Genomic DNA, 24,015 nt, shown 5'->3' on the forward strand with positions numbered 1-24,015 from the left:
TCGGTTACTGTCCCGGGATCGCGGCCACCACGTCGCGAAGCTTCTTCAGGCGCTCCGGCCGCTCCACGGCGAAGCGGCGAATCGCCTCGACGATGTGCGTGGGGCCGAGGTGCGCCTCGTCGACGACCTCGTCGACGGTGCCGCCGGTGCGCCAGCGGTTGTCCCAGTCCGACGAGAGCGAGTACGCGGCGACGACGGGGTTCGCGATCCAGTCGCGCATCGTCTTGAGGCTGCGGTTCGTGATGACCATCGCGTCCCAGCGCGCGGCGTCGCCGGCGACCCTCTGCCGGTACGCCTCGTCCTGGAGCGCGAAGAGCTGCGGGCTGATGACGGCGACGATGCGGACGTTCCAGCCTCCCTTGTCGATCTCGGGAAGCGATGCGACGAGGTTCGCCGTCGTCATCGTCCCCTGGACGAATACCGTTCCCGCGCACGGCGTGCCGGGCTTCGCCTCACGCAGGACGTAGGCGCCGCGCGCGGCGTCGAGGTGCGAGCCGAGCCCGAGCGCCGCGCGGTCGGGGATCGTCACCGCGGGCCGCGTGAGGTGCAGGGCGACGATCGGCGCCTTCTGCGCGAGCGCGGCGCCGAGCACCACGGGAACCTCGTTGTGCTCCCACGGGTGGAGGTCGATGACGTGCCCCTCGGGGAAGAGCTGCGTCACGTACGTCTCGAAGATGCCGAAGTGCGTACGCGAGTCTTCCGCGGTCTCGGGGCCCGAGTGGCCGGCGACCCAGAGCACCTTGCCCAGCTTCAGCTCGCAGTCCTGCGCGAGCTGCGAGAACAGGCGCATCGAGCCGTATTTCAGGTACGAGAACGAGCCGTAGGTCGAGCACGCGCCCCAGAACCCTTCGAACGAGTCGCGCGGCTCCGGCGCCAGGTTGACCGAAGCGAGGCCGACCATGAGCCCCGCGTTCGTGAACTCGGTGATCTGCTGCGGGAGCAGCGCGCCCCGAGGGTTCTTGTCGCGCTCGTACCAGCCCCAGCCCTTTTCGCCCTCGAAGTCCTTCGCGAAGCCCGCGATGTTCGTCGAGTCCGCCAGGTCCGCCGAGCACGCGATGAAGAGCGGCCGTCCGTAGTGCTTCTTGGCGTAGGTGTTGACCCACGCGCCCCAGGTCGCGAGCGCGGCGCGGTTGGGGTGCTTCTCGCCGGCCTTCTTGTAGAGCGACGCCGGGTAGCTCTTGTAGTCGTAGATCGCCCCATCGGAGAAGACGCCGGTCGCGGCGCCGCCGAGCCAGACGCTCGAGATCTTGTCGGGCACGGCGTCGGCAGCCTCGGTGAGACGGCGGCCGACGGTCTCGACGACCTCGGAGCGCGCATCGAGGATCGAGAACGCGAGCGCGAGGTTCGCCGCGGCCTGCGCGTTCCGCTCCTTCGCGTCGGCCGGAGCGGGCTGATCGACGCCCTGATACTCGATCCCGTATTTCTCCATGAACGCCTTGCGGTTCGCCCAGAACTCGGGCGCGTGCATCGGCCACGGCGTTCCGTGCGACTTGTTGTCGTACTTCCCGTAGCCGCGGCCCTTCCGCGTCTTGCCCCAGACCATCGTCGGTGTGGCGCCCGGGTTGTCGCCGCGCACGCCCTCGAGGATCGCGCGGCAGATCTCGCCCCAGTCCGATCCCTGCTCGGTGCCGACGACCCGCCATCCGTACGGGGCGAACCAATCTACCGGCGTGCCGTGGACGACCGACGAGCACGGGTTGTCGTCGATCCCGAAGTCGTTCCAGTCGACGAGGAACACGAGGTTCGAGAGCCCGAGCCCCCACGCGGAGTTCTTCGTCTCGTGAGACGCGCCCGGCGTGAGCCCGCCCTCACCTTCGACGACGAAGACCTTCACCTCCGACGCGCCCGCGAGCTTGAGCGCGAGCGCCTCGCCGGCCGCCGGCGGCATCCCGTGCCCCGAGGGGCCGGTGTTCCACTTCAGGAAGAGGGTCTTGCCCTCCATCTCGGCGTGGCCCGGCAAGCCGCCGCGGCGGCGCAAGTTGACGAGATCCTTGTAGGTCAGCGCCCACCTGCCGCCGTCGGGGAAGGCGGCGCCGTGACGCCGCGCGATCTCGTTCAGCGTCGCGAGGGTCGCGTAGATGAGCGGCACCGTATGGCCGGCGGAGAGCACGAACCGGTCGCCGTACGGGCGCCACGGCCGCAGGAGATCGAAGCGCATCGCCCCCGACAGCATCGTCGAGAGGAGCATGTGGACCTTCGATCGCGAGCCGCCGGGGTGCCCCGACTGGCGGTAGTTCAACATCAGGTCGATCGACTCGTCGACGAGGTCTTTGACGACCTCCCACTGCGCGAACTCGCCTTGCGCCTTGGCGAAGAGCGTGTCGATGGCCTTCGGCGCTTCCGCGGCCCGGCTCACCGTGCCGCCTTCTTCATGAAGTCGGCGATCCGCGAGAGGCCGTCGTCGATCGCCTGGAACGACGACGCGTAGGAGAACCGGATGTGCTGCCCTTCGCCCTGCACCGGCGTGCCGAAGTGGATGTCGGCGAGGACCGCGACGCCGGCCTCATGGAGGAGGCGTTTCCGGAACTCCTCGCTCGACGCGGCGCCGACGCGCTTGCACGCCTCGGTGACGTTCGGCCAGACGTAGAAGGCGCCGCCCGGCGACTGGCAGGTGAAGCCCGTCAGCGCGTTCAACCCCTTCACGATGCGATCGCGCCGCTCGAGGAAGACGTCGCGCATGCTTTCGGAGGTCGCCTGCGAAGCGTTCAGGGCCTCGACCGCCGCCCACTGATTCGGGTGCGGCGGGCACGAGTCGGTGTTCGTCACCCAGCGGGTGAAGACCGGCGCCAGCGCGCCGTTCGCCGCGTAGCCGATGCGCCAGCCGGTCATCGAGTACGTCTTCGACGCGGAGTCGGCGATGATCGTCCGCTCCTTCATCCCCGGCATCGCCGCGATCGACTTGAAGACGCCGTCGTACACCAGCCCCGAGTAGACCTCGTCGGAGTAGATCCAGAGGTTCTCGTACTGGGAGCAGATCTTGGCGATCTCCTTGAGCTCGTTCTCCGAGAGCAGGTTCCCCGTCGGGTTACCCGGGCTGCAGAGGATGAGGAGGCGCGTCTTCGCGTTGATCTTCTTCTTCAGCTCGTCGAGGTCGAAGTTGAAGCCGCGCGCCTCGCGGAGCGGCAAGGGAACCGGAACGCCGCCGTGCGCCTTGATCTGCGCCTCGTAGATCGGGAAGCCGGGGTTCGGATAGACGACCTCGTGCCCTTCGCCCGGATCGATGACCGAGAGGATCGTGTAGCCGATGAACGGCTTGCCGCCGCAGCCGCAGACGACCTCGTCGGGGGTCACCGTCACGCCGCGCGTCCGCGTGAACGCCTTCGCGACCGCCTCGCGCAGCTCGGGGATGCCGGGAGAGGGCGTGTAGCCGGTCTTCCCCTCGGTGATCGCCTTGATCCCGGCGAGGCGGATGTGATCGGGGGTGGGAAAGTCCGGCTGGCCGATGCAGAAGGAGACGATGCTCTTGCCCTCGGCCTGAAGCTTCGCCACCTCGCCCAGGACGACGAAGGCGTTCTCCGTGCCGAGCTCGCGGGACCTCTTCGAGATGGACAGCGTGGAAAGCATCGTTCCCTCCTCACGAAAGCGCGTAGCGCGCGATTGTAGTGAAAGGGGGAACGGGCGGGCAACCGAGAGGGGACAGCTTCCGAAACGCAAACGGACTCGGAGAGGCCGGTAGCCTCCCCGAATCCGTTCGAGTTTCGGAAGCTGTCCCCTCTGGGATCAGACGCTGAGAAGCCCTCGAAGCGCGGTCGTGAGCGTTCCCAGACCGTGGCCCACGCCCAGGCCCAGGCCCTTTCGGCTCAGGGGCGCCAGCCTCGAGGCCCGGGGGCCCGTTGGCGGGTCTTCCTGCTCGTCGGTCTTCGGCAGGTTCGCCTTGAAATGCATCGACTTGTGGTCTCGCACGACGTCCATGTCGATCGTCTTCCCCTCGCGGTCTCGGATCGCGTCCATGAGATCGCCCGAGTCGGCGACCTTCGTGCCGTCGATCGAGAGGACGAGATCACCCACGCGTAGGCCGGCTTTCTCCGCGGCGCTGCCGGGGAGCACCTTGCCGATGAGGACGCCGGAGTCCTTCGTGCCGCCGAGCGTCTCGCGAAGCTCCGGGGTCGTCTCGACCATCTCGACGCCGAGGAGCGGCTTGTTGTTGAAGCCGAGGAGGTAGTGGCGCCCACCGGGACCGACCTTGAACTTCCCCATCTGGCGGAGCTGGGGCATCGTCTTGTCGAGTTCCTTCAGGCTCTTCTCCACCGCCTTCTGCTGGTCCTCGCTCAGGGCGCCCCAATCGGTCGTCTTCCCGTTCCAGCTCCAGACCATCGGCTTGGGCCGATCGCCTATCGTGACCTGGAGCGAGACCGGCTTGCCGTCGCGCTTCACGTCGAGCTTGATCTTGTCGCCCGGCTTCGCCGCGTGGATCTTCTCGGTGAGCTTGCCGGGGCCCCGGACGACTTCGCCGTTGAACCCGACGATGACGTCGCCCTCCTTGACGCCGGCCTTGTCCGCGGGCGAGCCGTCGATGACCATCTGGACGTACGCGCCGCCGTCGTCGCTCTTCGTGTACTCGCGGCTGTCGATCCCGAGGTAGCCGCCCTTGCCCTCGTCGCCGCTCAGCGCATCCTCGTACGCCATCTCCGCTTGGGCCTCCGGGCCGTCGCCCGACACGACGCGGATCACCTTGACGCCGTCGTCGCCGTTCGACTCGTAGACCTTGACTTTGCCGCTCTCGTCGTCCGCGAGCGTGTCCTTGCCGATCGCCAGGAACAGCCCGAACGCCAGGACACCCATTCCGGCCACCGAAGCCAGCACCGCGGCCTTCCACGAACGGCTCATCGTCTCGTCTCTCATCACCCGCGTCTCCTTCACTTATTCGGCCCGGCCGGATCGCGACCGGACAACCCTTACTACGCACGGCCCCCGGAAAAGTCGATCCCGCGGGTAGGATGCGGTCCCAGGAGAAATCCATGTCCGACGCACTTTCGCTTCACGGCCGGGTCGCCCTGATCACAGGAGGTGGCACCGGCCTCGGTCTGGCGGTGGCGTCCTCCCTCGCCCGGCGCGGCGCGGCGGCCGTGATCGCGAGCCGCTCTCCGGAGCATCTCGAGGAAGGGCGGCGGGTGCTGGCCGCGGCCGGGGCGAAGGTCGCCGCCCACGTCTGCGACGTGCGCGATGCCCACGCGGTCCGCCGCCTCGTCCGCGAGGTCGACGAGACGGAGGGCGGGATCGACATCCTCGTCAACAACGCGGCCGGCAACTTCGTGCGCCCCGCCGAGGCGCTCCCCGAGAAGGCGTTCGCGAACGTCGTCGACATCGTCCTCAACGGGACGTTCAACGCCACGCGCGCCGCCGGGCGGTCGATGATCGCGCGCGGCCGGCGGGGAGTCGTTCTCAACGTCGTCGCCACCTACGCGTGGACCGGGGGCCCCGGAACGATCCACTCCGCCTGCGCGAAGGCGGGGGTGCTCGCGATGACGCGCACGCTGGCCGTCGAGTGGGCGCGTCACGGGATCCGTGTCGTCGCGATCGCACCGGGCCCGTTCGAGTCGAAGGGCGCGGCCGACCGCCTCTGGCCCTCGTCCGAGCTGGAGGAGCGCGTGAAGCGCTCGATTCCCCTGAAGCGCTTCGCGACGCGAGAGGAGGTCGCCGAGGCCGCCGCCTGGCTCGTCTCGGACGCCGCGTCGTACGTGACCGGAGAATGCTTGACGATGGACGGCGGCGCGTGGCTCGGGCGCGGCATCCTCGGCGACGACGAGCCGGTCCCTTCCGTGAGGCGCCGGCGTTGACCCTGCAGACGCGCATCGTCGGCGCACTCGTGGTGGCGGCGCTCGTCCCGATGGCGGTCGTCATCGCGGTTCCGCTCGCGCAATCCAGGAAGCGGGCCGACGAGGAGACCGCGCACCGGCGCGACCGCGCGCTCAAGCTGGCGGCGGTGCTCCTGAACGACGAGCGGCGCTCGCTCGCGACCGAGGCCGACCGGGCCGCGCGCGAGCTCGGCGCCGAACCCGAAGACCTGGCGGCGCTCGTGCGCGGGCCCGAGGCGATCGCGAAGCCGGTCGCCGTGCGCCTCGCCGAGCGGCATGGATTCACCGCGGTCTCGATCCTGGGAGACGCGGACGTCACGCTCGCCGAGGCGGGGACCGTGGAGACGCTCGTCCTCATCGAGCGCCGTCCGGTGAAGACCGAGCACGAGACCCTCACGCTCGTCGTCTCCCGCAGCCTCGGCGACGATTTCGCCGCGAAGGCCGGCGAGCTGGCCGACGCCGGCGCCCGCTTCGCCGCGACCTGCACCGGCGACGAGGTCGCGGTTCCGATCGACCGGGGACACGCGCTCTGCCTCACGGTCGTCCCCGCGGACGCGAAGAGCCTGCGCCGCGACCTCCTCGGCTCGTTCGCCGGCGTCGCGTCGATCGCGGTCATCCTCGCCCTCCTGGTCGGCGCGCTCCTGGCTTCACGGATCGCGAGCCCGATCCGGCGGCTCGCGGTCCGCGCGGAGAAGATCTCGGAGGAGCGGTCGCGGCCGATCACGCTCCTTCCAGAGCAGGACGAAACGCGCCGCCTCACGCTCGCGTTCGACCAGATGCTCGACGCGCTCTCGGCGAGCGAGCGGCAGCGCCTCGCCGCCGAGCGCGCCGCCGCGTGGGAGGAGATCGCGCGGCGCCTGGCGCACGAGATCAAGAACCCGCTCTCCCCGATCCAGCTCGCGGTCGAGAACCTGAGGCGCGTCCGGGAGAAGTCGCCGGAGACGTTCGACCGCGCGCTCGAGGAGGAGACCGCGACGATCCTCGAGGAGGTCGGGGCGCTCAAGACTCTCGTCGACGAGTTCGCGCAGTTCGCGCGCCTCCCGCAGCCGCGAATCGGTCCGTGCGATCCCAAGGCGGTCCTGGAGCAGACGCTCGTGCTCTTCTCGGGGCGGATCGAGTCGATGGGCGTGCACCTCTCCGTCCAGGCCGACGACGCCCCCAAGACGATCCACGCCGACGTGGAGCAGCTCGGGCGCGTCTTCAAGAACGTCGTGGCGAACGCGCTCGACGCGATGGAGCGGTCGAGCCGCCGCGAGCTTGCGGTCGCGATGCGCCGGACCGGATCCGATCTCGCCATCGAATTCCGCGACACCGGCTCGGGATTCGACGCCGAGGCGCTGCGGCGCGTCTTCGAGCCCTACTTCACGACCCGTGGCGACCACGGGGGAACCGGGCTCGGGATGGCGATCGCGTATCGCATCGTCACCGATCACGGAGGGACGATCCGCGCCGAGGGCGCCCCCGGGCGCGGCGCCGCGATCACGATCCTCCTTCCCGCCGATCGCGCGTAGGATTCCGCCGATGCCTCACGTGCTCATCGCCGACGACGAGAAGAACATCCGGGCGACGCTCGCGCGCGCGCTCCGGCTCGAGGGCTACCGCACGTCGGAGGCCGGTGACGGCGCCCTGGCGCTCGAAGCCCTCGAGCAGGGCGAGATCGATCTCGTCCTCCTCGACGTGCAGATGCCGAAGCTCGACGGCCTCGGTGTGCTCGCAGCGATGCGGGAGCGTGGTCTCGCTGTTCCGGCGATCGTCCTCACGGCCCACGGATCGATCGAGCGGGCGGTGTGCGCGGTCAAGCTCGGCGCCTTCGACTTCATCGAGAAGCCGCCTTCGGTCGAGAGGATCCTGGTCGCGATCGGGAACGCGCTCGACCGCGGCCGCCTCGAGACCGAGAACCGCCGGCTCACCGAGGCGACCGGGACAACGGGCGAGATCTTGGGCGACGCCGAGGCGACGCGCGCCCTCCGCCAGACGCTCGCGCGCGTCGCGCCGACCGCGGCCACGGTCCTCCTGCTCGGCGAGAACGGGACGGGGAAGGAGCTGGCCGCGCGCGCGATCCACGCCGGCAGCCCGCGGGCGCGCAAGCCTTTCGTCGTCCTCAACTGCGCGGCAATCCCGGAAACCCTGTTCGAGAGCGAGCTGTACGGCCACATGAAGGGCGCCTTCACCGGCGCCACCGAAGCACGCCGCGGGAAGTTCCAGCAGGCCGACGGCGGCACGCTCTTCCTGGACGAGATCGGCGAGACGCCGATTCAGCTTCAGCCGAAGCTCCTGCGCTCGCTCGAAACCGGCGACGTCGAGACGATCGGCGGGCGCGCCCCCGAGCGCGTCGACGTGCGCGTCGTGGCCGCGACGAACCGGGACCTCGCGAAGGAAGTCGAGGCCGGCCGCTTCCGGCGCGATCTCTATTACCGTCTCGCCGTCGTGCCGGTGCCCTTGCCGCCCCTGCGCGCGCGGTCCGCCGACATCGTTCCCCTGGCGGCGCGCTTCCTCGCCGCCGCGTGCCGCGACAACCGCGTTCGCGCGAAGCGCCTCGACGCGCCGGCCGAGGCCGCGCTGACCCGCCACGCGTGGCCCGGAAACGTCCGCGAGCTGAAGAACGTCATGGAGCGCGCCGCGATCCTCGTGCAAGACGACGTCGTCCGCGAGGACGACCTCGAGCTGCCGGTCGCGCACGTCGTCACCGACACGGCGCCCACGGCCGAGGGCGGCCGCCTCGCCGACCAGCTCGTCCGCCACGAGCGCGCGATCGTCCTCGCCGCGCTCGAGAAGAACCACTGGCGGATGACGAAGACCGCCGACGACCTCGGCCTCGAGCGCAGCCACCTCTACAAGAAGCTCAAGGCGCTCGGCATCGAGAAGCGCGTCGAGGACTAGACACGGCGCGCGTGTCCCGCCCACCACATCCACCTGTCCTCGCGATCTGATTCCTCAGTCACTCCGCGCTCTTTCCATGGCACGTCCTTCGCCATGTACCCCGGCAGCCCGGCCTCCCGACGGAGATTCCCCGGGCCGAAAGAAGGACGTCATGAGAGCCGCGCTCGGATCGATCATCACCGGATGCCTCGTCCTCTCCGCTTGCGGGAGTCAAGACAAGTCGACGCCCCCGAAGATCGATCTGCCGGGCGTCGCGGTTCCGGCCTCGCTCACGACCACGCAGCTGCCGTTCACACCATCGACCCCCACGATCGACCCGAAGACCGCGTGGAAGGACGGCGTGACCCGCTACGAGAGCGGCGACTTCACCGGCGCCGCGACGTCGCTCACCGTCGCCGCCGACGGCCACGGCGACCCGTACCGCAGCTACCTCCTCGGCCTCGCGCGCTTCAAGTCGGGCGATCTCGCCGGTGCCGAGACGGCGCTCGTCGCTTCCGTCACGAAGAATCCGTCGAGCCTCAAGGGCTGGATCAACCTCGCGCGCGTCCGCAACGAGCGGAGTGACCGCTCGGGCGCGCTCGACGCCGCCGAGAAGGCGCTCGGCATCGATCCGACCTCGGCCGACGCCCTCCACCAGAAGGGCCGCGCGCTCATGGAGCTCGGTCGCCGCGACGAGGCGCTCGAAGCCCTGAAGACCGCGCACGACCTCGATGCGGACAACGGTTATGTGGCGAACTCGCTCGGCCTTCTCCTGATCCAGATCGGCCGCCCGCAGGACGCGGTCGCGCCGCTCGAGGTCGCGAAGGCGCGCCTGCCGCACGTCGCCTACGTCCGCAACAACCTCGGCGTCGCCTACGAGCGCACCGGCCGCATGGACGAAGCCAAGCTCGAGTACCAGGCCGCCGTCGATGCCGGCGACATGGGCGGTAAGGGAATGAAGTCGCTCGTGCGCCTCGGTGCAAAGGACACGACCGATTCGAACGCGGTGCTCCAGGCGGCCGGCAACCCGGCCGCCGAGAAGTGACGCCGTGCGGCCCCGCATGACCCTCGCGATCCTCGCGGCCGCCTCGGTGCTCGCCACCGGGGCGGCCGCGCAAGCGCAACAGGACGACGAGCCCGGCACCGGCGCGCTCCTCGCGAAGTTGAATGGGCAGCTCGTCCCGATGCCGCTCGCGCGCATGGAAGTCGCGCTCGACGTCTCCGGCCCGATCGTCCGCGGCCACCTCCGCCAGACCTTCCAGAACCCGACCGCCGAGACCCTCGATGCCGTCTACGTCTTCCCGCTGCCCGAGGGCGCCGCGGTCGACGCGGTCACGCTCGTCGTCGGCGGCCGCCGCTACAAGGGCGAGATCCAGGAGAAGGAAGAGGCGAAGAAGACGTTCGAGCAGGCGAAGGCGGCCGGTCAGGGCGCCGGCCTCATCGAGCAGCACCGGCCGAACGTCTTCCGCACCAGCGTCGCGAACGTCCCGCCGCACGGAGAGGTCGCGGTCGAGCTGGGCACGATCGACGAAGCGTCGTTCACCGACGGCTGGTTCGAGACCGTCTTCCCGACGACGATCACCGCGCGCTATGCGCCCGGGGGGATGGAACCGGCTGAAAGTGGAGCACCGCCCGCATCGCTCTCGATCGCCGCGCGCCTCGACGCAGGGGTCGCGGTCGACACGCTGCGCTCGCCTTCGCACACGATCGAGACCGCGACGCGCGGCGCTACGATCGAGGTCAAGGCGGCCGGTTCGGGAATCGCGAGTGACCGCGACTTCGTCCTCCGCTGGCGGCCGAGGACCGGACAGGACCCGATCGCCGGCGGGCTCGTCGAGAAGCGCGACGACGGACTCTACGCGCTGGCGCTCGTCGTCCCGCCCTCGATCGACGACCGCGCGCCCGGCGGCCTGCCGACGCAGACCGTCTTCGTCGTCGACGTCTCGGGATCGATGGCCGGCCCCTCGATCGAGCAGGCGAAGGCGGCCCTTGCCGTCGCCCTCGACCGTCTCCGCCCCGGCGACACGTTCACGCTGATCAAGTTCGACAGCGAGAACGAGGCGTACTCCGAGCGGTTCCTCCCCGCGTCGCCGTTCGAGATCGCCAAGGCGAAACGGTGGGTCGACACCCTCGAGGCCGGCAGCGGCACCGAGATCGTGCCGGCGCTCATCCACGCCTTGGCGCTCTCCGAGAACGGCGACCCCGCGTCCTTGCGCCGCGTCGTCCTCATGACCGACGGCGCGGTGGAGAACGAGGAGCAGGCGATGACCGAGGTCGAGAGCCATCTCGGCGGCACGCGCCTCCACATCATCGGGATCGGTCCCGCGCCGAACCGCTGGCTCATGAAGGAGCTCGCGGGCGCGGGGCGCGGCACGTTCGAGTCCGTCGGCTCACGTGAAGAGGTGCGCGACAAGACGCTCGCGCTCCTCGCACGCACGGAGCGGGCGGTGCTCACCGACGTCGCCGTCGAGTGGGAGGGCGCCACGCCGCTCGAGTCCTCGCCGACCCCCGTGCCCGACCTCTACCTCGGCCGGCCGCTCGTCGTGACGGCGAAGCTCGATCCTTCGAAGCCTCTCCCCAAACTGCGCGTCTGGGGCCGCGCGCCCAAGGGTCCGGTCACGATGGAAGTCGCGCTGCATCCCGCCGTCGAGGGCGCGGGGATCGCGACCCGCTGGGCGCGGGCGAAGATCGCGTCGCTCGAGTGCGCGCGCATGCATGGCGCCGACCCGGCGACGGTCAAGGCGGACGTCATCGCGCTCTCGAAGCGATTCACGATCCTCTCGCCTTACACGAGCTTCGTCGTCGTCGCCGACGAGGCGCACCAGGATTCGACTCCCGATGAGGACGGCCTGCTGCCGCAGGGCGGCACGCTCGAGCCGCTGCTCCTCCTCATCGGTCTCGTCGCGACCGCAGCAGGGGCCATCATTCTGCGGAGCGCCCGCTCGTGAGGCGCCCGGCGCGCGCCGCGATCGTCGGGATCCTCTTGCTGCTTCCCGGCGGATTCCTGTTGGCGCGAGCCGGATGGGTTCACGCGAAGGGCGCGGTCGGTGAGGTCCTCATCGGCCGCGCCCTCGACGCGACGCTCGAGGACGGCGTGCCTCGGAAGCCGTGGTCGTGGGCCGACATGGTCCCGGTCGCGCGGCTCGACGTTCCGCGCCTCGGCGTGTCGCGTCCGATCCTCTCGAACGCGAGCGGCTCGGCGCTCGCCTTCGGCCTCGGACGTGTCAGCGGCACGGGACTCTCGATCGTCGCCGGCCATCGCGACTCGTGGGCGGCGTTCCTCGAAGACGTAAAGGTTGGGGATGAGCTGACGGTGACGTCGCACGAGCGGCAGGTGCGTTATCACGTCGTCGGTGCCGAGATTGTGCGCTACGACACTGCGCTTCGCGGCGACGGTCTCTCGCTCGTCACTTGCTGGCCGTTCGATGGGCTGCTGCACTCACCGTGGCGGTACGTCGTTCACTGCGAGCCAGAGGGGACAGCTTCCGAAACTCGCACTGCGGAGTTTCGGAAGCTGTCCCCTCTTACTTCGAGATGACCCCGCAGGCGACGCGCCCACCCGCATTCCCGGAGGGCTGCGTCTTGAAGTCGTCTTCCTTCAGGTGGACGACGACCGCCTTGCCGACGATGTCGGACGGCTTTCCGTCGCCGATCGTCCAGAGGTCGGTCGAGAAGGTGAGCGTCGCCTTGCCGCTCGCGTCGGCGGTGAGGTTGCCGATGTCGCCGTGATGGAACGGCGCCGTCCCCCACTTGCCGTGGTTCTCGGTCGTCGGGTTCCAGTGGCCGCCGGCCGAAGACGCGTCGGGCGCCGAGCAGTCCCCCTTCTCGTGGATGTGGATTGCGTGCTCGCCGGGCGTGAGGCCGGTCATCTCGACCTTCATGTGGACCTTGCCGCCCTCGGACTTGAAGGTCACCGTTCCCATCGCCTTCGAGTCGCTCTTCGATTCGAGTTTCGCGGTGGCATCGGCCTTCCCGCCTTCGTGGTGCTTCTCCTTGGCGAGCGCCGCGCTTCCGGAGAGGACGAGCGCGACGACCATCGACGTGACGAGAGTCTTCATGGAGTGTCTCCTCGGAGCGCCGCATCGACGATCGTGTCGTCGGCGTGCTCGGGCATCGTGACCTTCAAGCGCGGATCGTCCGCCATCGCGCGGCGGATCGTGGATTCGGCTCCGTCGTGGCGCGCCCACGCGCGGCGCGCGATCCCGTTGTTGACGTCCCACGGGACCATGCTCTCGATGCGGCGTTTCGCCTGCGGCGTTCCATCGAGCACCATTCCGAAGCCGCCGTTGACGACCTCGCCCCACCCGACGCCGCCGCCGTTGTGGAGTGAGACCCACGTCGCGCCGCGGAACGCGTCGCCGATGACGTTGTGGACCGCCATGTCCGCCGTGAGATTCGATCCATCGCGGATGTCGGCGGTCTCGCGGTACGGCGAGTCGGTTCCCGAGACGTCGTGATGGTCGCGGCCGAGGACGACGGGTGCCTTCACGCGGCCCTTACCGACGGCATCGTTGAAGGCAACGGCGAGGCGCCGCCGTCCTTCAGCGTCGGCGTAGAGGATGCGCGCCTGGCTTCCGACGACGAGGCGATTCTCCGCGGCCTGCTTGATCCAGCGAAGGTTGTCGAGCGTTTGCTGGCGGATCTCCGGCGGTGCCTCGGCCGCCATCGCCGACAAGACTTCCGCGGCGATCGCGTCGGTCGTGGCGAGGTCGTTCTCGTTCCCGCTCGTGCAGATCCAGCGGAATGGGCCGAAGCCGTAGTCGAAGCACATCGGTCCCATGATGTCTTCCACGTAACTCGGGTAGACGAAGCTGCCGTCGGCCTTCGTGACCGCCGCGCCAGCGCGCGACGCCTCCAGGAGAAACGCGTTGCCGTAGTCCCAGAAGCGCATGCCGCGCTGGGCGAGCGCGTTCACCGCATCGACGTGGCGGACGAGCGACGCCTTGACCGCGCGCTCGAACGCCGGAGCATCCGTACGCATCAGCTCCTGCGCGTCGTCGAAGCTCATCCCGGCCGGGTAGTAACCGCCGCCGAGAGGATTGTGGAGCGATGTCTGGTCCGAGCCGAGGTCGACCGCGACGTTCTCCTTGACGAGACGCTCCCAGAGATCGACGACGTTGCCAACGTAGGCGATCGAGACGGCTTCCTTGGCACGTCTCGCCTTCTCGACGCGCTTGAGGAGCGTGTCGAGATCGCGCTCGACCTCCATGACCCAGCCCTGGTCGTGGCGGATCTTCACGGCCTTCGGGTTCACCTCGGCGACGACGCCGACCGCACCGGCGATGACCGCCGCCTTCGCCTGCGCGCCGCTCATCCCGCCGAGGCCCGACGTCACGTACGTTCGACCCGCGAGGCCGGCCTCGCCGGTACCGAGGTACTTCCGCCCTGCGTTGAGGAGCGTGATCGTCGTGCCGTGGACGATCCCCTGCGGCCCGATGTACATGAAGCTTCCGGCGGTCATCTGCCCGTAGCTCGTCACGCCGAGCGCGTTCAAGCGCTCGTAGTCCTCCGGGCGCGAGTGGTTGGGGATCACCATCCCGTTCGTGACGACGACGCGCGGCGCCTCCGGATGCGACGGGAAGAGGCCGAGCGGGTGGCCCGAGTAGAGGACGAGCGTCTGCTCGTCGGTCATCTCCGACAGGTACTTCATCGCGAGGCGATACTGCGCCCAGTTCTGGAAGACGGCGCCGTTGCCACCGTAGGTGATGAGCTCGTACGGGTGCTGCGCGACCGCCGGGTCGAGGTTGTTCTGCACCATGAGCATGATCGCCGCCGCCTGACGGCTCTTCGCCGGATAAGCGTCGATCGGGCGCGCGTGCATCGCGTAGTGCGGCCGCCAGCGGCGCATCGTGATGCGGCCGTCTTCCCGAAGCTCGGCCGCGAGCTCGGGAGCCGCCGCGGCGTGGAGGCGGCGCGGCAGGTAGCGGAGCGCGTTCGCGAGCGCGAGGCGCTTCTCGGGGGCGGTGAGCACCTGTTTGCGACGCGGCGCGCGGTTGACCGCCGGGTCGTCGTGCGGCCGCTCGGGAAGATCGTCCGGAATTCCCAGGGCGACCTGCTCGGCGAAAGAGCGCGCGGTTCCCGTGCCCATTCCCTCGATCATAGCGCTACTCCGGCACGGCACGGATCATCGTGAACTTGGCCGGGTCATAGTACGCGCGGATGAACGCGTTGACCTCGTCGAGCGGGAGCGCCGCGGCGCGATCGTCGATCGCGTCCAGGGCGCCGGGGGCGAGGCCCGCCCGCCGCTCGCTCAGGAAGCGCGACAGGATCTGCTCCGGCGCCTGCCGGTCGAAGGCGCGGTGGCCGAGGAGGTAGCCGGCGGCGTCGGCGCGCTCCGCCTCGGTGATCCCCTCCTTCGCGAATTTCTCCATCGCGGCACGGAGCTTCGCCTCGATCGCGGCGGAGTTCGCGACGCGCGTGTACGTGGCGGCGCCGTAGAGGCCGGTCTTCGGGCCGCCTTCGTCGACCGTGGCGACGCCGTAGGTGTCTCCGGCCTCGTGGCGAAGTGCGACCCACAGGCGCGCGTAGAAGTGGCCGGCCAGGACGTGGTCGGCGATGCGGAACGCGGCCCGTCGTACATCGTCCCAGGGGATCGAGTCCCTCGCGTCGAGGAAGTAGACCTGCGTGAGACGGCGCACCTTGACGTCGCTCGAGGCCGCCGGCGGCGCCTCGCGCAGTGGGAGATAACGCGGCGCGAGATCCTCCGGCGCCTCGTGAACGGGAGGTGGAAGAAGACCGGCGGCGAGGCGTAACGCCTCCTCGGCCGTGACGTCGCCGGCGACGCCGACGATCCGGCCGGGAAGGCGCAGGAGCGCATCGCGCGTCTGCGCGAGCGCGGCGGGATCGGTCTCGATCGCCTGCGGCTTCTCGTAGGGGATCAATCGTGGATCCCCCTCGGCGTAGAGAGCGCGGGCCGCCGCCTGGCGGACGCGGAAGCCGACGTCGGTCGTGCGCCCGCGCCAGAGGATCTCCTGCTCGCGTTTCGCGCGCACCAGCTCGTCCTTGTCGTAGGACGGGTTCGCGAGCACATCGCGGACGAGCGCGACCGCCTGGTCGAGGTTCGCCTTGAGGCAGGTCACCCGCAGCGTCGATGCGCGGGCGCCGACGTCGAGCGAGAGGGCGACCGCGAGCGCGTCGGCCCTCCTCCCGAGCGCGCGCTGCGGGTCGCGGTCCATGAGCTCGAACGCCTCGACCGCGTGGTGCTTCGCCGCCCACGGCGAGAAGCGTCCCGCCGGCAGCTCGACGACGATCGTGACGACCGGCTCGCGATGGTCCTCGACGAGGACCCCCTCGGTGCCGTCACCGAGCGTGAACGGCGCGAGCGCCGCCGCTAGGAGAAGAGCGGGTAGAGCCATCCGAACATCCTCACGAGAACGGGAACGTGCTCGGGCTTCACGTAGACGCGGATCTTGGGAGCGCTCTCGACGTACCGCCGCCATGCAGCGGCGACGTCCTCGCGCGAGACCGCTTCGAGACGGGCGCTGCGATCGAAGGCGCGCGCGGTCGATCCCTCCCACCAGAGCGCCTGCCCGGCTTCCTGCGCGACGTTCTCGGCACGGTAACCGTCGCGGGCGCGCGCGAGGAGGAGCTTCGCCTTCGCCGCTCGGAGCGTCCCCTCGTCGAGCCACGCGAGCTTGCCGAGCTTCGCGACGGCGTCGTCGAGGAGCCGCTCTGCGGTCTTCTTCCGCCGGTACGGCAGGCTCGCGGAGAAGAAGACGAGGCCTCCGCCGCGCCGGAGCGCGAGGCTCTGGATCCCCGCCTCGAGCGCCTTCTTGCGCTGCGAGACGATCTCGTCACGGACGGGATCGACGGCGAGGCCGGTCAGCATCGCGACGAGGACCTCGACCGCGGGCGCGTCGGGAGCGTCGGCCGCGGGGAGCGGGACGCCGACGAGCGCGACCTCGACCGGGGGGATGTCCTCCTTGAGGTCGAGCGCGCTCGGGAACTTGTGATGGAGCAGCTCGGGGATTTCGTCGGGGGCGGCACCTCCGGCCGGCAGCGGACCGAACGCCGCGCGGATCGTCTCGAGCGCCGCGGCGGCGTCGACAGGGCCGGCGACGACGACCTGCGCGTGGTTCGGGTGGTAATAGCGATCGTAGAAGGCGCGGCAGGTGTCGACGGTCGCGGCCTGCACGTCTTCTTTCGATCCGGAGGGATCGTAGGCGTAGGGGTGATCGCCGAGGAGCGCTTCCTGCGCCTTGACGAGCAGGCGCGCCACGGGATCGTTCTCGGTGCGCAGGCGCAGCTCCTCGACGACGATCCGCTTCTCGTTGTCGAGGTTCGCCTGCGAGAGGACGAGCCCGCGCATCCGGTCGGCCTCGCGCTTCAACACCTCGGCAAAGGCGGCGGGCGGCACCTCGGCGACGTAGACCGTTTCGTCCGGAGTCGTGTACGCGTTCTCGTCGCCGCCGACCGACGCGACGAAGCGCGAGTAGTCGCCGCGCGCGTAGGTCGCGGTCGCGCCGAACATGAGGTGCTCGAAGAGGTGCGCGAGACCGCGCTCCGCCTTCCCCTCGTTCGCCGCGCCGACGTGGTACCAGACCTGCGTCGCGACGAGTGGCATAGTCGGATCGGGAACGATCGTGACGACGAGGCCGTTTTCGAGGGTCGTCTCGACCGGATGGAGCCTCGGGGCCGCCGCGGCGGCCGCCGCGAGGAGAAGGGCTCCGATCATCGCAGCCCCGCGAGGGCCGCGTCGAGGCGCGGCGCGTTCCAGACGAAGCCGCTGCGCAGGAGCACGGCGGGCCTCACGAATGCGCCGCCGAGAAGCGTCTCCTCTCCCATCGCGCCGAAGAGGATACGCACGGCGGCGGCCGGGAGCGGCAGGCGCGCGGGGCGATGAAGGGCACGGCCGAGCGCCTCGGCGAAGACACGCTGCGGCACGGGCTCCGGCGCCACGAGGTTGACCGGGCCCGCAATCGCCGCATCGCCGACGACGTGATCGATCGCGCGCACGATGTCGTCGAGCTCGATCCACGAGAAGCCCTGGCGACCGCTTCCGATCGGGCCGCCGAGGCCGAGCCGGAACGCGGGGAGCATCTTGGCGAGCGCGCCGCCCTCTTCCGCCAGGATGATGCCGAAGCGCGTGACGGCGGTACGGATCCCGGCAGCCGGCGCCGGCGCCGTCTCCGCCTCCCACGCGCGCACGACCTCCGCGAGAAACCCCGCACCCGGCGGCGAGGACTCGTCCACCGGTGCCGCGCTGTCGCCGTAGTAACCGATCGCCGACGCCGAGACGAAGACCGCCGGCTTCGATGTCAGCGAAGCCAGCGTCCGCACCAGGAGGCGCGTCCCCTCGACGCGCGAATTCAGGATCGCCGCGCGCCGCCGCGCGGTCCAGCGTTTCGCGATCGACGCACCGGCGAGATGGACGACCGCATCGAGCCGCTCGAGCTTCGCGCCGTCGATCCGGCCCGCATCCGGATCCCACGCGACCTCGTTCGCCCCGGCGGCGGGACGGCGCACGAGCCGGACCACGGCATCGCCGCGAGCGGCGAAGAACGAGGCCAAAGCGGACCCGACCAGTCCGGAGGCCCCTGTGAGCGCCACACGCAAGTTCCTCATCCTCCTCGACATATCGTAACCGCGCTGCCCCGGGACGCGCGTGGCCGCGACCGCGGTGCATCGTCTACCATGCGCGGCCGATACGATCGCAGGGAGGCCCGCTCGTGCCCGATGCCGTCGAGACCGCGGCGAAGCCCGCTCCGACATCCACCGCCCCGACACCGCGCCTCAAGATCGGCGTCCCGAAGGAGCGCCATCCGGGCGAGCGCCGCGTCGCCTGCGTGCCGCGCGCCGCCGTGCGGCTCATCAAGCTCGGCTTCGACGTCCTCGTCGAGACCGGCGCGGGGGTCGAGTCCGCGTTCACCGACCAGGCCTACGAAGAAGTCGGCGCGACCGTCGTTCCCGACGCGTCGACGGTGTGGGCGAAGGCCGATCTCATCCTCAAGGTCCGCGCGCCCGAGCCGGACGAAATCGAGCGCCTGCGTGAAGGCGTCGGTCTCATCTCGTTCATCTGGCCGGCGCAGAACAAGGACCTCGTCGCGCAGCTCGCGCGCCGCAAGGCGACCGTCCTCGCGATGGACGCCGTGCCGCGCATCAGCCGCGCGCAGAAGCTCGACGCGCTCTCCGCGATGGCGAACGTCGCCGGGTACCGCGCGGTCATCGAGGCGTCTTCGTACTACGGCCGCTTCCTCGGCGGGCAGATCACGGCAGCCGGGCGGATCCGCCCCGCGACCGTTCTCATCGTCGGCGCAGGCGTCGCCGGGCTCGCGGCGGTCGGCACGGCGAAGTCGCTCGGCGCGATCGTCAAGGCGTTCGACACGCGCGAGGCGGTGAGAGAGCAGGTCGAGAGCCTCGGCGCCCAGTTCATCACCTTCCAGATGTCGGAGAAGGGCGAGGGCGAAGGCGGCTACGCGAAGCAGATGAGCGACGCCTTCCTCGCCGCCGAGCAGGAGTTCCTCGCCGGTCACGCGAAGGACGCCGACATCGTGATCACGACCGCGCTCATCCCCGGAAAGCCGGCGCCTCAGCTCATCACCTCGGGCGCCGTCGTCGCGATGAAGACCGGATCGGTCATCGTGGACCTCGCCGCCGAGCAGGGCGGTAACTGCGCCCTCACGGAACGCGACCGCGTCGTCGAGCGCTACGGCGTCACGATCATCGGCGCGACCGACCTCGCGAGCCGCCTCTCGCGCCAGGCGAGCGAGCTCTACGCCAACAACATCGTCAACCTGCTCGAGGACATGACCCACGAGGGGCGCTTCGAGATCGACCTCCACGATGAGGTCCAGCGCGGGATGATCGTCCTCAAGAGCGGCGAGCTGCTCTGGCCCCCGCCGAAGCAGGAGGTCCGCGCCGCAGCACCGCAGCCGAAGGCCGCCACGCCCGCCGCGACCGCGCACGCCCCGGCGGCGGCGAAGCCCAGCTCGCCGTGGGCGGGCCGCATCCTCGCCCTCGTCGCGGCGGTCCTGCTCGCGCTTCTCGGCCTCTACGCACCGGGCGATCTCATCCCCCACCTCACCGTCTTCCTCCTCGCGTGCGTCGTCGGATGGCACGTCGTCTGGAATGTGACGCCCGCGCTCCACACGCCGCTCATGTCGGTCACGAACGCGATCAGCGGGATCATCGTCATCGGCGGCATGCTGCTGACGGCGGGCCCCACGGTCGGGACCGGCAGCCTGCTCGCCGCGGTCGCGGTCCTCGTCGCCTCCATCAACATCGCGGGCGGGTTCCTCGTCACCTCGCGCATGCTCAAGATGTTCCGGAGGTAGACGATGACCGCCACGCTTCCGAACGTCGCCTACATCGTCGCCAGCTTCCTCTTCATCCTCAGCTTGAAGGGGCTCAGCCAGCCGGAGAGCAGCCGGCGCGGCAACATGCTCGGCAGCATCGGGATGCTGCTCGCGGTCGTCGTCACGCTCATGGCGCTCTACATCCCGGGAAGCGGCGCGCCTGCGCTCCCCTCACCGAGCACGGCTGCGCTCCTCGCCGCCGCGATCGGCGTGGGCTGCGTCATCGGCGCCGTCCTCGCGGCGCGCGTCGCGATGACGCAGATGCCCGAGCTCGTCGCGATCCTCCACAGCTTCGTCGGCCTCGCCGCCGTCCTCGTCGGCATCGTCACGAAGATGCGCGCCGGCGGCGAAGCCGCCGTCGCGACCGCGCACGAGCTCGAGATCGCGATCGGCGTCCTCGTCGGCGCGGTGACGTTCTCGGGCTCCATCGTCGCCTTCCTCAAGCTCAGAGGCAGCATCGGCGGGAAGCCGCTCCTCCTCCCCGGCCGGCATCTCCTCAACCTGGCGCTCGTGACCGGCTGCGTCCTCCTGACGGCGATGATGCTCACGACGCACGATCCGTCGAAGGCGATGATGCCGCTCCTCGGCATCACCGCGCTCGCGCTCCTCCTCGGCATCCACCTCGTGGCGGCGATCGGCGGCGGCGACATGCCCGTCGTCGTGTCGATGCTCAACAGCTACTCCGGGTGGGCCGCGGCCGCCGCCGGTTTCATGCTCTCGAACGACCTCCTGATCATCACCGGTGCGCTCGTCGGCGCCTCGGGCGCGATCCTCAGCTACATCATGTGCGTCGCGATGAACCGTTCGATCTGGAACGTCATCTTCGGCGGCTTCGGCGCCGAGGTTCATGCGCCTGCAGCGGCCGTCGCCGCCGGAACCGGCGGCACCGCTCATGAGACCAACGTACCGGACGTCGCCGAGCTGCTGACCAGCTCCAAGTCGGTCGTCATCGTTCCCGGATACGGCATGGCAGTGGCCCAGGCGCAGCACGCGGTCCGCCAGATCTCGGACGCGCTCGCCGAGAAGGGCGTCACCGTCCGCTACGCGATCCACCCGGTGGCAGGCCGCCTCCCGGGACACATGAACGTCCTCCTCGCCGAAGCCGGTGTCTCGTACGACATCGTCAAGGAGATGGACGAGATCAACGAGGACCTTCCCGAGACCGACGTCGTGCTCGTCATCGGCGCCAACGACATCGTGAACCCCGCGGCCTTGGACGATCCCGGCAGCCCGATCTACGGCATGCCGGTCCTCCAGGTCTGGAAGGCCGGCCGCGTCGTCATGCTCAAGCGCAGCCTCGCCGCCGGCTACGCCGGTATCGACAACCCCCTCTGCTACCGCGACAACACGCTCATGCTCTTCGGCGACGCCAAGCAGAGCGTGACGAAGCTCCTCGCCGCGGTGCAAGGCCAGAGTTGAGCCTCACGATCGTTGCGGCCGCTCCGCGCGACGTCCCGCTGATCCTCGCCTTCATCAAGGAGCTGGCCGAGTACGAGAAGCTCGCCCACGTCGTCGTCGCGACGGAGGACGACCTTGCCAAGACGCTCTTCGGCGACCACCCCGGCGCCGAGGTCGTGCTCGCGCACTGGAACGGCGAGCCCGCCGGCTTCGCGCTCTTCTTCCCCAACTACTCGACCTTCCTCGGCAAGCAGGGCCTCTACCTCGAGGACCTCTTCGTGCGCCCCTCCTACCGCGGCCACGGCATCGGCCGCGCGCTCCTCCGCACGCTGGCCCGCATCGCGCACCAGCGCGGCTACGGCCGCCTCGAATGGGCCGTCCTCGACTGGAACGAGCCCGCGATCGGCTTCTACAAGAAGCTGGGAGCGGAGCCGATGAGCGAGTGGACGGTGTTCCGGTTGGCGGGTGAGGCGCTCGAGGAGTTGGCGGAGTAGCGCATCACGGCCACGCTTTCTTGAGGAGCTCCTCGAGCGGTTCCGTCACGACGAAGCGCTTCCCCTCGACGTAGGTGGTCTTCCACCGCCGGTACTGGGACTCCAAGTAGATGGGCGCGTTCGGCAGCTGTCTCGTGACGCGATCGACGCTCATCCGCAGCGCGCTCCGCGAGACAGGGATGAAGCTGAGCGTCGAGGGGCTTTCCTCTTGGCCATGCAGGTTCTCAATATCCACGAAGATGACCTCGCCGAGCACCGGTTCGGGGTCGATCTTGACCACCACGAGCTCTGCGCCGCGGTACTTAGGGTCAGCCCTCAGAGCCCAACACTGTCCCACTTTGAACTCCGGGAGCGGTGAAGCAGGAAGCTTCGGAATGAGCGCGACGAGCATGGCCACGATGGCGACGTATCTGGTTGCGGCGATCACCGGCTGTCGAAGACCCGCGCCGAATTCTCCCAAAGAATGGCGCGCCGAGCGTCATCGGGAAGATCGAGCGCGAGAAAATCGATGACGTTCCTTCGCAGATCCTCGACGCCCGGGCTCGGCCAGTCGGATCCCCACAAACAACGACCGGCGAGGTCAGTAAGGCGCGGCACGTAGTCGAGCATCCGCTTCGGCGGTATTCCCGATAGGTCGAGCATGAAGTTGGGATGCCGCCGTACGAGGAACATCGCAGTGCGGCCGTGCAATGGACGCCCCGCGTGCGCGAGGATGACTTTCAGCTTCGGGAAGTCGACGCCGACGTCGTCGGCGGGCAACGGGTCCGCGTAGGTGTTGCGTGCGCCGGGAAAGATCGACGTCCCGGTGTGGATCATGACCGGCACCGAACGTTCCTGCGCGACACGCCAGACATCGCCGATGCCTGAGCCTTCGCCGCCGGTGCGATAGGCGTTCACCTGGAAAAGCTGGTGCGGTGGATGGATCTTGAGCGCGCGGATGCCGAGATCGAGCACGCGCTCGGTCTCGCCCGCGGGATCGTCAGTGAAGCGGGGGTTCACAGAGCCGAACGCGATGAGACGATCGGGCGCTTCGCCGCACCAGCGTGCGCACCAATCGTTGACCTCTGCTGTAAACCCCATGACGTCCGGCGCGACGTAGTTGATGATCGCCGCGCGCTCGATGCCGGAGCGGTCCATGTGCTCGAGAAACGCCTTGGGTTTCGCCATGAACGACGCGATGAGGCCGAGGTCGCCCCTGCCGTGCTCCATCGCCGCGGCGACCGAGGGAGGATGCATCTCCCACGGTTGAATGTGGACGTGGACATCACAGACGCGGTAGCCGTCGATCACGGCGTCACGCATCCCAACGGTAGAACCCCTGCCCCGACTTCTTGCCGAGCTTGCCCTCCGCCACCATCCGCCGCATGAGGTCGGGGACGCGGAACGCGTCGGACTTCAGCTCGCGATGGAGGTGCTCCGCGATCGCGAGGCGCACGTCGAGACCAACGAGATCGGTGAGGCGGAGCGGCCCCATGGGGTGGCGATAGCCGAGCGTCATCGCCTTGTCGATGTCCTCGGCGGTGCCGACCTCCTGCTCGAGCATCCGTATCGCCTCGAGACCGAGGAGGACGCCGAGGCGGCTCGTCGCGAAGCCGGGCGTATCGCGCACGACGATCGGGTCCTTTCCCATCTTGCGGCCGACCTCGACGGCGGAATTGACCGTGGCGTCGGAGGTCGGCTCCGCGCGCACGACTTCGAGGAGCGCCATGACGGGGACGGGATTGAAGAAGTGCATGCCGACGACGCGATCGGGGCGCTTCGTCGCGGCGGCGAGCTTGCCGATGGGAAGGGACGACGTGTTGCTCGCGAGGATCGCGCCCTTCGGTGCGGCCTTGTCCATCTCGCCGAAGATCTTCGTCTTGAGATCGAGCGACTCGGGCGCGGCCTCGACGACGAGGTCGGAGCCGTCGGCGCCTTCGGCGAGCGTTCCTGCCGGCGCGATGCGCTCGGCGATGCGGTCGCGCTCGGCCGTTTCGATCTTGCCCTTGTCGACGAGCGTTTGAAGCGCATCGCGGATTGCGTTCAGGCCGCGCGCCAGCGCTTGCGCGTCCGCATCCACGATCTTGACGTCGTAGCCGGCCGCCGCAGCGGCCTGCGCGATGCCGCGTCCCATCGTTCCGGCGCCGATGACGGCGATTGTCTTGATCTCCATCTGCGGAGTGTAACGTACGGCCC

The 24,015-nt window shown here is 69.6% G+C and carries 20 protein-coding genes; 9 read left to right on the plus strand and 11 right to left on the minus strand.

The annotated features are described in order from the left end of the window. Window positions 1–4: 4 nt before the first annotated feature. The 3 genes from VFV19_19095 to VFV19_19105 form a co-directional block, all read right to left on the minus strand. A complete protein-coding gene (locus VFV19_19095; protein HEX4826414.1) occupies window positions 5–2,356 on the minus strand; it encodes a hypothetical protein in 2,352 nt (783 codons plus the stop codon). Then, a complete protein-coding gene (locus tag VFV19_19100) occupies window positions 2,353–3,564 on the minus strand; it encodes a pyridoxal phosphate-dependent aminotransferase (GenBank protein ID HEX4826415.1) in 1,212 nt (403 codons plus the stop codon). The genes VFV19_19095 and VFV19_19100 overlap by 4 nt, the downstream gene beginning before the upstream one ends. Window positions 3,565–3,720: 156 nt before the next feature. Further along, window positions 3,721–4,842: a PDZ domain-containing protein gene (locus tag VFV19_19105; GenBank protein HEX4826416.1), complete on the minus strand. Its 1,122-nt coding sequence runs from the start codon at window positions 4,840–4,842 to the stop codon at window positions 3,721–3,723. A gap of 116 nt (window positions 4,843–4,958) precedes the next feature. On the opposite strand from VFV19_19105, the gene VFV19_19110 reads away from it, so the two are divergent. The 6 genes from VFV19_19110 (at window position 4,959) to VFV19_19135 (ending at window position 12,192) form a co-directional block, all read left to right on the plus strand. Beyond that, a complete protein-coding gene (locus VFV19_19110) occupies window positions 4,959–5,777 on the plus strand; it encodes an SDR family oxidoreductase (GenBank protein HEX4826417.1) in 819 nt (272 codons plus the stop codon). Beyond that, window positions 5,774–7,306, plus strand: a complete 1,533-nt coding sequence (locus VFV19_19115; protein HEX4826418.1) for an ATP-binding protein — start codon at window positions 5,774–5,776, stop codon at window positions 7,304–7,306. The genes VFV19_19110 and VFV19_19115 overlap by 4 nt, the downstream gene beginning before the upstream one ends. A gap of 10 nt (window positions 7,307–7,316) precedes the next feature. Then, window positions 7,317–8,675: a sigma-54 dependent transcriptional regulator gene (locus VFV19_19120; protein HEX4826419.1), complete on the plus strand. Its 1,359-nt coding sequence runs from the start codon at window positions 7,317–7,319 to the stop codon at window positions 8,673–8,675. A 151-nt stretch (window positions 8,676–8,826) separates the two neighbouring features. Next, complete coding sequence (locus VFV19_19125; GenBank protein ID HEX4826420.1) at window positions 8,827–9,699, plus strand: tetratricopeptide repeat protein; 873 nt, start codon at window positions 8,827–8,829, stop codon at window positions 9,697–9,699. Window positions 9,700–9,703: 4 nt separating this feature from the next. Further along, the gene (locus VFV19_19130) at window positions 9,704–11,602 is read left to right on the plus strand and encodes a VIT domain-containing protein (GenBank protein HEX4826421.1); all 1,899 of its coding nucleotides are present in this window, start codon (window positions 9,704–9,706) and stop codon (window positions 11,600–11,602) included. After that, window positions 11,599–12,192: a sortase gene (locus VFV19_19135; protein ID HEX4826422.1), complete on the plus strand. Its 594-nt coding sequence runs from the start codon at window positions 11,599–11,601 to the stop codon at window positions 12,190–12,192. Before VFV19_19130 ends, VFV19_19135 begins: the two co-directional genes overlap by 4 nt. Here VFV19_19135 and VFV19_19140 read toward each other — a convergent pair. From VFV19_19140 to VFV19_19160, 5 genes are read right to left on the minus strand one after another with little or no spacing between them, the layout of a single operon-like run. Continuing rightward, window positions 12,179–12,712: a superoxide dismutase family protein gene (locus VFV19_19140; GenBank protein HEX4826423.1), complete on the minus strand. Its 534-nt coding sequence runs from the start codon at window positions 12,710–12,712 to the stop codon at window positions 12,179–12,181. The genes VFV19_19135 and VFV19_19140 overlap by 14 nt on opposite strands. Beyond that, window positions 12,709–14,754 carry a urocanate hydratase gene (locus tag VFV19_19145; protein ID HEX4826424.1) on the minus strand — a complete coding sequence of 682 codons (2,046 nt, stop codon included), beginning with the start codon at window positions 14,752–14,754 and terminating at the stop codon, window positions 12,709–12,711. Before VFV19_19145 ends, VFV19_19140 begins: the two co-directional genes overlap by 4 nt. A 4-nt stretch (window positions 14,755–14,758) precedes the next feature. After that, on the minus strand, window positions 14,759–16,009 hold the full coding sequence (locus VFV19_19150) for an insulinase family protein (GenBank protein ID HEX4826425.1): 1,251 nt from the start codon (window positions 16,007–16,009) through the stop codon (window positions 14,759–14,761). Further along, the gene (locus VFV19_19155; protein HEX4826426.1) at window positions 15,985–17,328 is read right to left on the minus strand and encodes a pitrilysin family protein; all 1,344 of its coding nucleotides are present in this window, start codon (window positions 17,326–17,328) and stop codon (window positions 15,985–15,987) included. The genes VFV19_19150 and VFV19_19155 overlap by 25 nt, the downstream gene beginning before the upstream one ends. Next, a complete protein-coding gene (locus tag VFV19_19160; GenBank protein ID HEX4826427.1) occupies window positions 17,325–18,218 on the minus strand; it encodes a TIGR01777 family oxidoreductase in 894 nt (297 codons plus the stop codon). The genes VFV19_19155 and VFV19_19160 overlap by 4 nt, the downstream gene beginning before the upstream one ends. 104 nt (window positions 18,219–18,322) lie before the next feature. On the opposite strand from VFV19_19160, the gene VFV19_19165 reads away from it, so the two are divergent. From VFV19_19165 to VFV19_19175, 3 genes are read left to right on the plus strand one after another with little or no spacing between them, the layout of a single operon-like run. Further along, a complete protein-coding gene (locus VFV19_19165; protein ID HEX4826428.1) occupies window positions 18,323–19,927 on the plus strand; it encodes a Re/Si-specific NAD(P)(+) transhydrogenase subunit alpha in 1,605 nt (534 codons plus the stop codon). A 3-nt stretch (window positions 19,928–19,930) separates the two neighbouring features. Beyond that, window positions 19,931–21,367: an NAD(P)(+) transhydrogenase (Re/Si-specific) subunit beta gene (locus tag VFV19_19170; GenBank protein HEX4826429.1), complete on the plus strand. Its 1,437-nt coding sequence runs from the start codon at window positions 19,931–19,933 to the stop codon at window positions 21,365–21,367. Continuing rightward, the gene (locus VFV19_19175) at window positions 21,364–21,840 is read left to right on the plus strand and encodes a GNAT family N-acetyltransferase (GenBank protein HEX4826430.1); all 477 of its coding nucleotides are present in this window, start codon (window positions 21,364–21,366) and stop codon (window positions 21,838–21,840) included. Before VFV19_19170 ends, VFV19_19175 begins: the two co-directional genes overlap by 4 nt. Window positions 21,841–21,844: 4 nt before the next feature. Here the strand turns inward: VFV19_19175 and VFV19_19180 are convergent, their stop codons facing one another. From VFV19_19180 to VFV19_19190, 3 genes are read right to left on the minus strand one after another with little or no spacing between them, the layout of a single operon-like run. Next, a complete protein-coding gene (locus tag VFV19_19180) occupies window positions 21,845–22,237 on the minus strand; it encodes a hypothetical protein (GenBank protein ID HEX4826431.1) in 393 nt (130 codons plus the stop codon). 26 nt (window positions 22,238–22,263) lie between these two features. Beyond that, complete coding sequence (locus VFV19_19185; GenBank protein ID HEX4826432.1) at window positions 22,264–23,142, minus strand: amidohydrolase family protein; 879 nt, start codon at window positions 23,140–23,142, stop codon at window positions 22,264–22,266. Then, on the minus strand, window positions 23,135–23,992 hold the full coding sequence (locus VFV19_19190; GenBank protein ID HEX4826433.1) for a 3-hydroxyacyl-CoA dehydrogenase family protein: 858 nt from the start codon (window positions 23,990–23,992) through the stop codon (window positions 23,135–23,137). The genes VFV19_19185 and VFV19_19190 overlap by 8 nt, the downstream gene beginning before the upstream one ends. Between the last annotated feature and the right edge of the window lie 23 nt (window positions 23,993–24,015).

Source organism: Candidatus Polarisedimenticolaceae bacterium, from assembly GCA_036275915.1.
In the GTDB taxonomy this organism is placed as follows: Bacteria; Acidobacteriota; Polarisedimenticolia; order Polarisedimenticolales; family DASRJG01; genus DASRJG01.

Coding starts and splice junctions, on each gene's coding strand:
- VFV19_19100 (HEX4826415.1), bottom strand. CDS start 3,564: ATGCTTTCCACGCTGTCCATCTCGAAGAGGTCCCGCGAGCTCGGCACG.
- VFV19_19105 (HEX4826416.1), bottom strand. CDS start 4,842: ATGAGAGACGAGACGATGAGCCGTTCGTGGAAGGCCGCGGTGCTGGCT.
- VFV19_19110 (HEX4826417.1), top strand. CDS start 4,959: ATGTCCGACGCACTTTCGCTTCACGGCCGGGTCGCCCTGATCACAGGA.
- VFV19_19120 (HEX4826419.1), top strand. CDS start 7,317: ATGCCTCACGTGCTCATCGCCGACGACGAGAAGAACATCCGGGCGACG.
- VFV19_19125 (HEX4826420.1), top strand. CDS start 8,827: ATGAGAGCCGCGCTCGGATCGATCATCACCGGATGCCTCGTCCTCTCC.
- VFV19_19140 (HEX4826423.1), bottom strand. CDS start 12,712: ATGAAGACTCTCGTCACGTCGATGGTCGTCGCGCTCGTCCTCTCCGGA.
- VFV19_19145 (HEX4826424.1), bottom strand. CDS start 14,754: ATGATCGAGGGAATGGGCACGGGAACCGCGCGCTCTTTCGCCGAGCAG.
- VFV19_19150 (HEX4826425.1), bottom strand. CDS start 16,009: ATGGCTCTACCCGCTCTTCTCCTAGCGGCGGCGCTCGCGCCGTTCACG.
- VFV19_19155 (HEX4826426.1), bottom strand. CDS start 17,328: ATGATCGGAGCCCTTCTCCTCGCGGCGGCCGCCGCGGCGGCCCCGAGG.
- VFV19_19160 (HEX4826427.1), bottom strand. CDS start 18,218: ATGAGGAACTTGCGTGTGGCGCTCACAGGGGCCTCCGGACTGGTCGGG.
- VFV19_19170 (HEX4826429.1), top strand. CDS start 19,931: ATGACCGCCACGCTTCCGAACGTCGCCTACATCGTCGCCAGCTTCCTC.
- VFV19_19185 (HEX4826432.1), bottom strand. CDS start 23,142: ATGCGTGACGCCGTGATCGACGGCTACCGCGTCTGTGATGTCCACGTC.
- VFV19_19190 (HEX4826433.1), bottom strand. CDS start 23,992: ATGGAGATCAAGACAATCGCCGTCATCGGCGCCGGAACGATGGGACGC.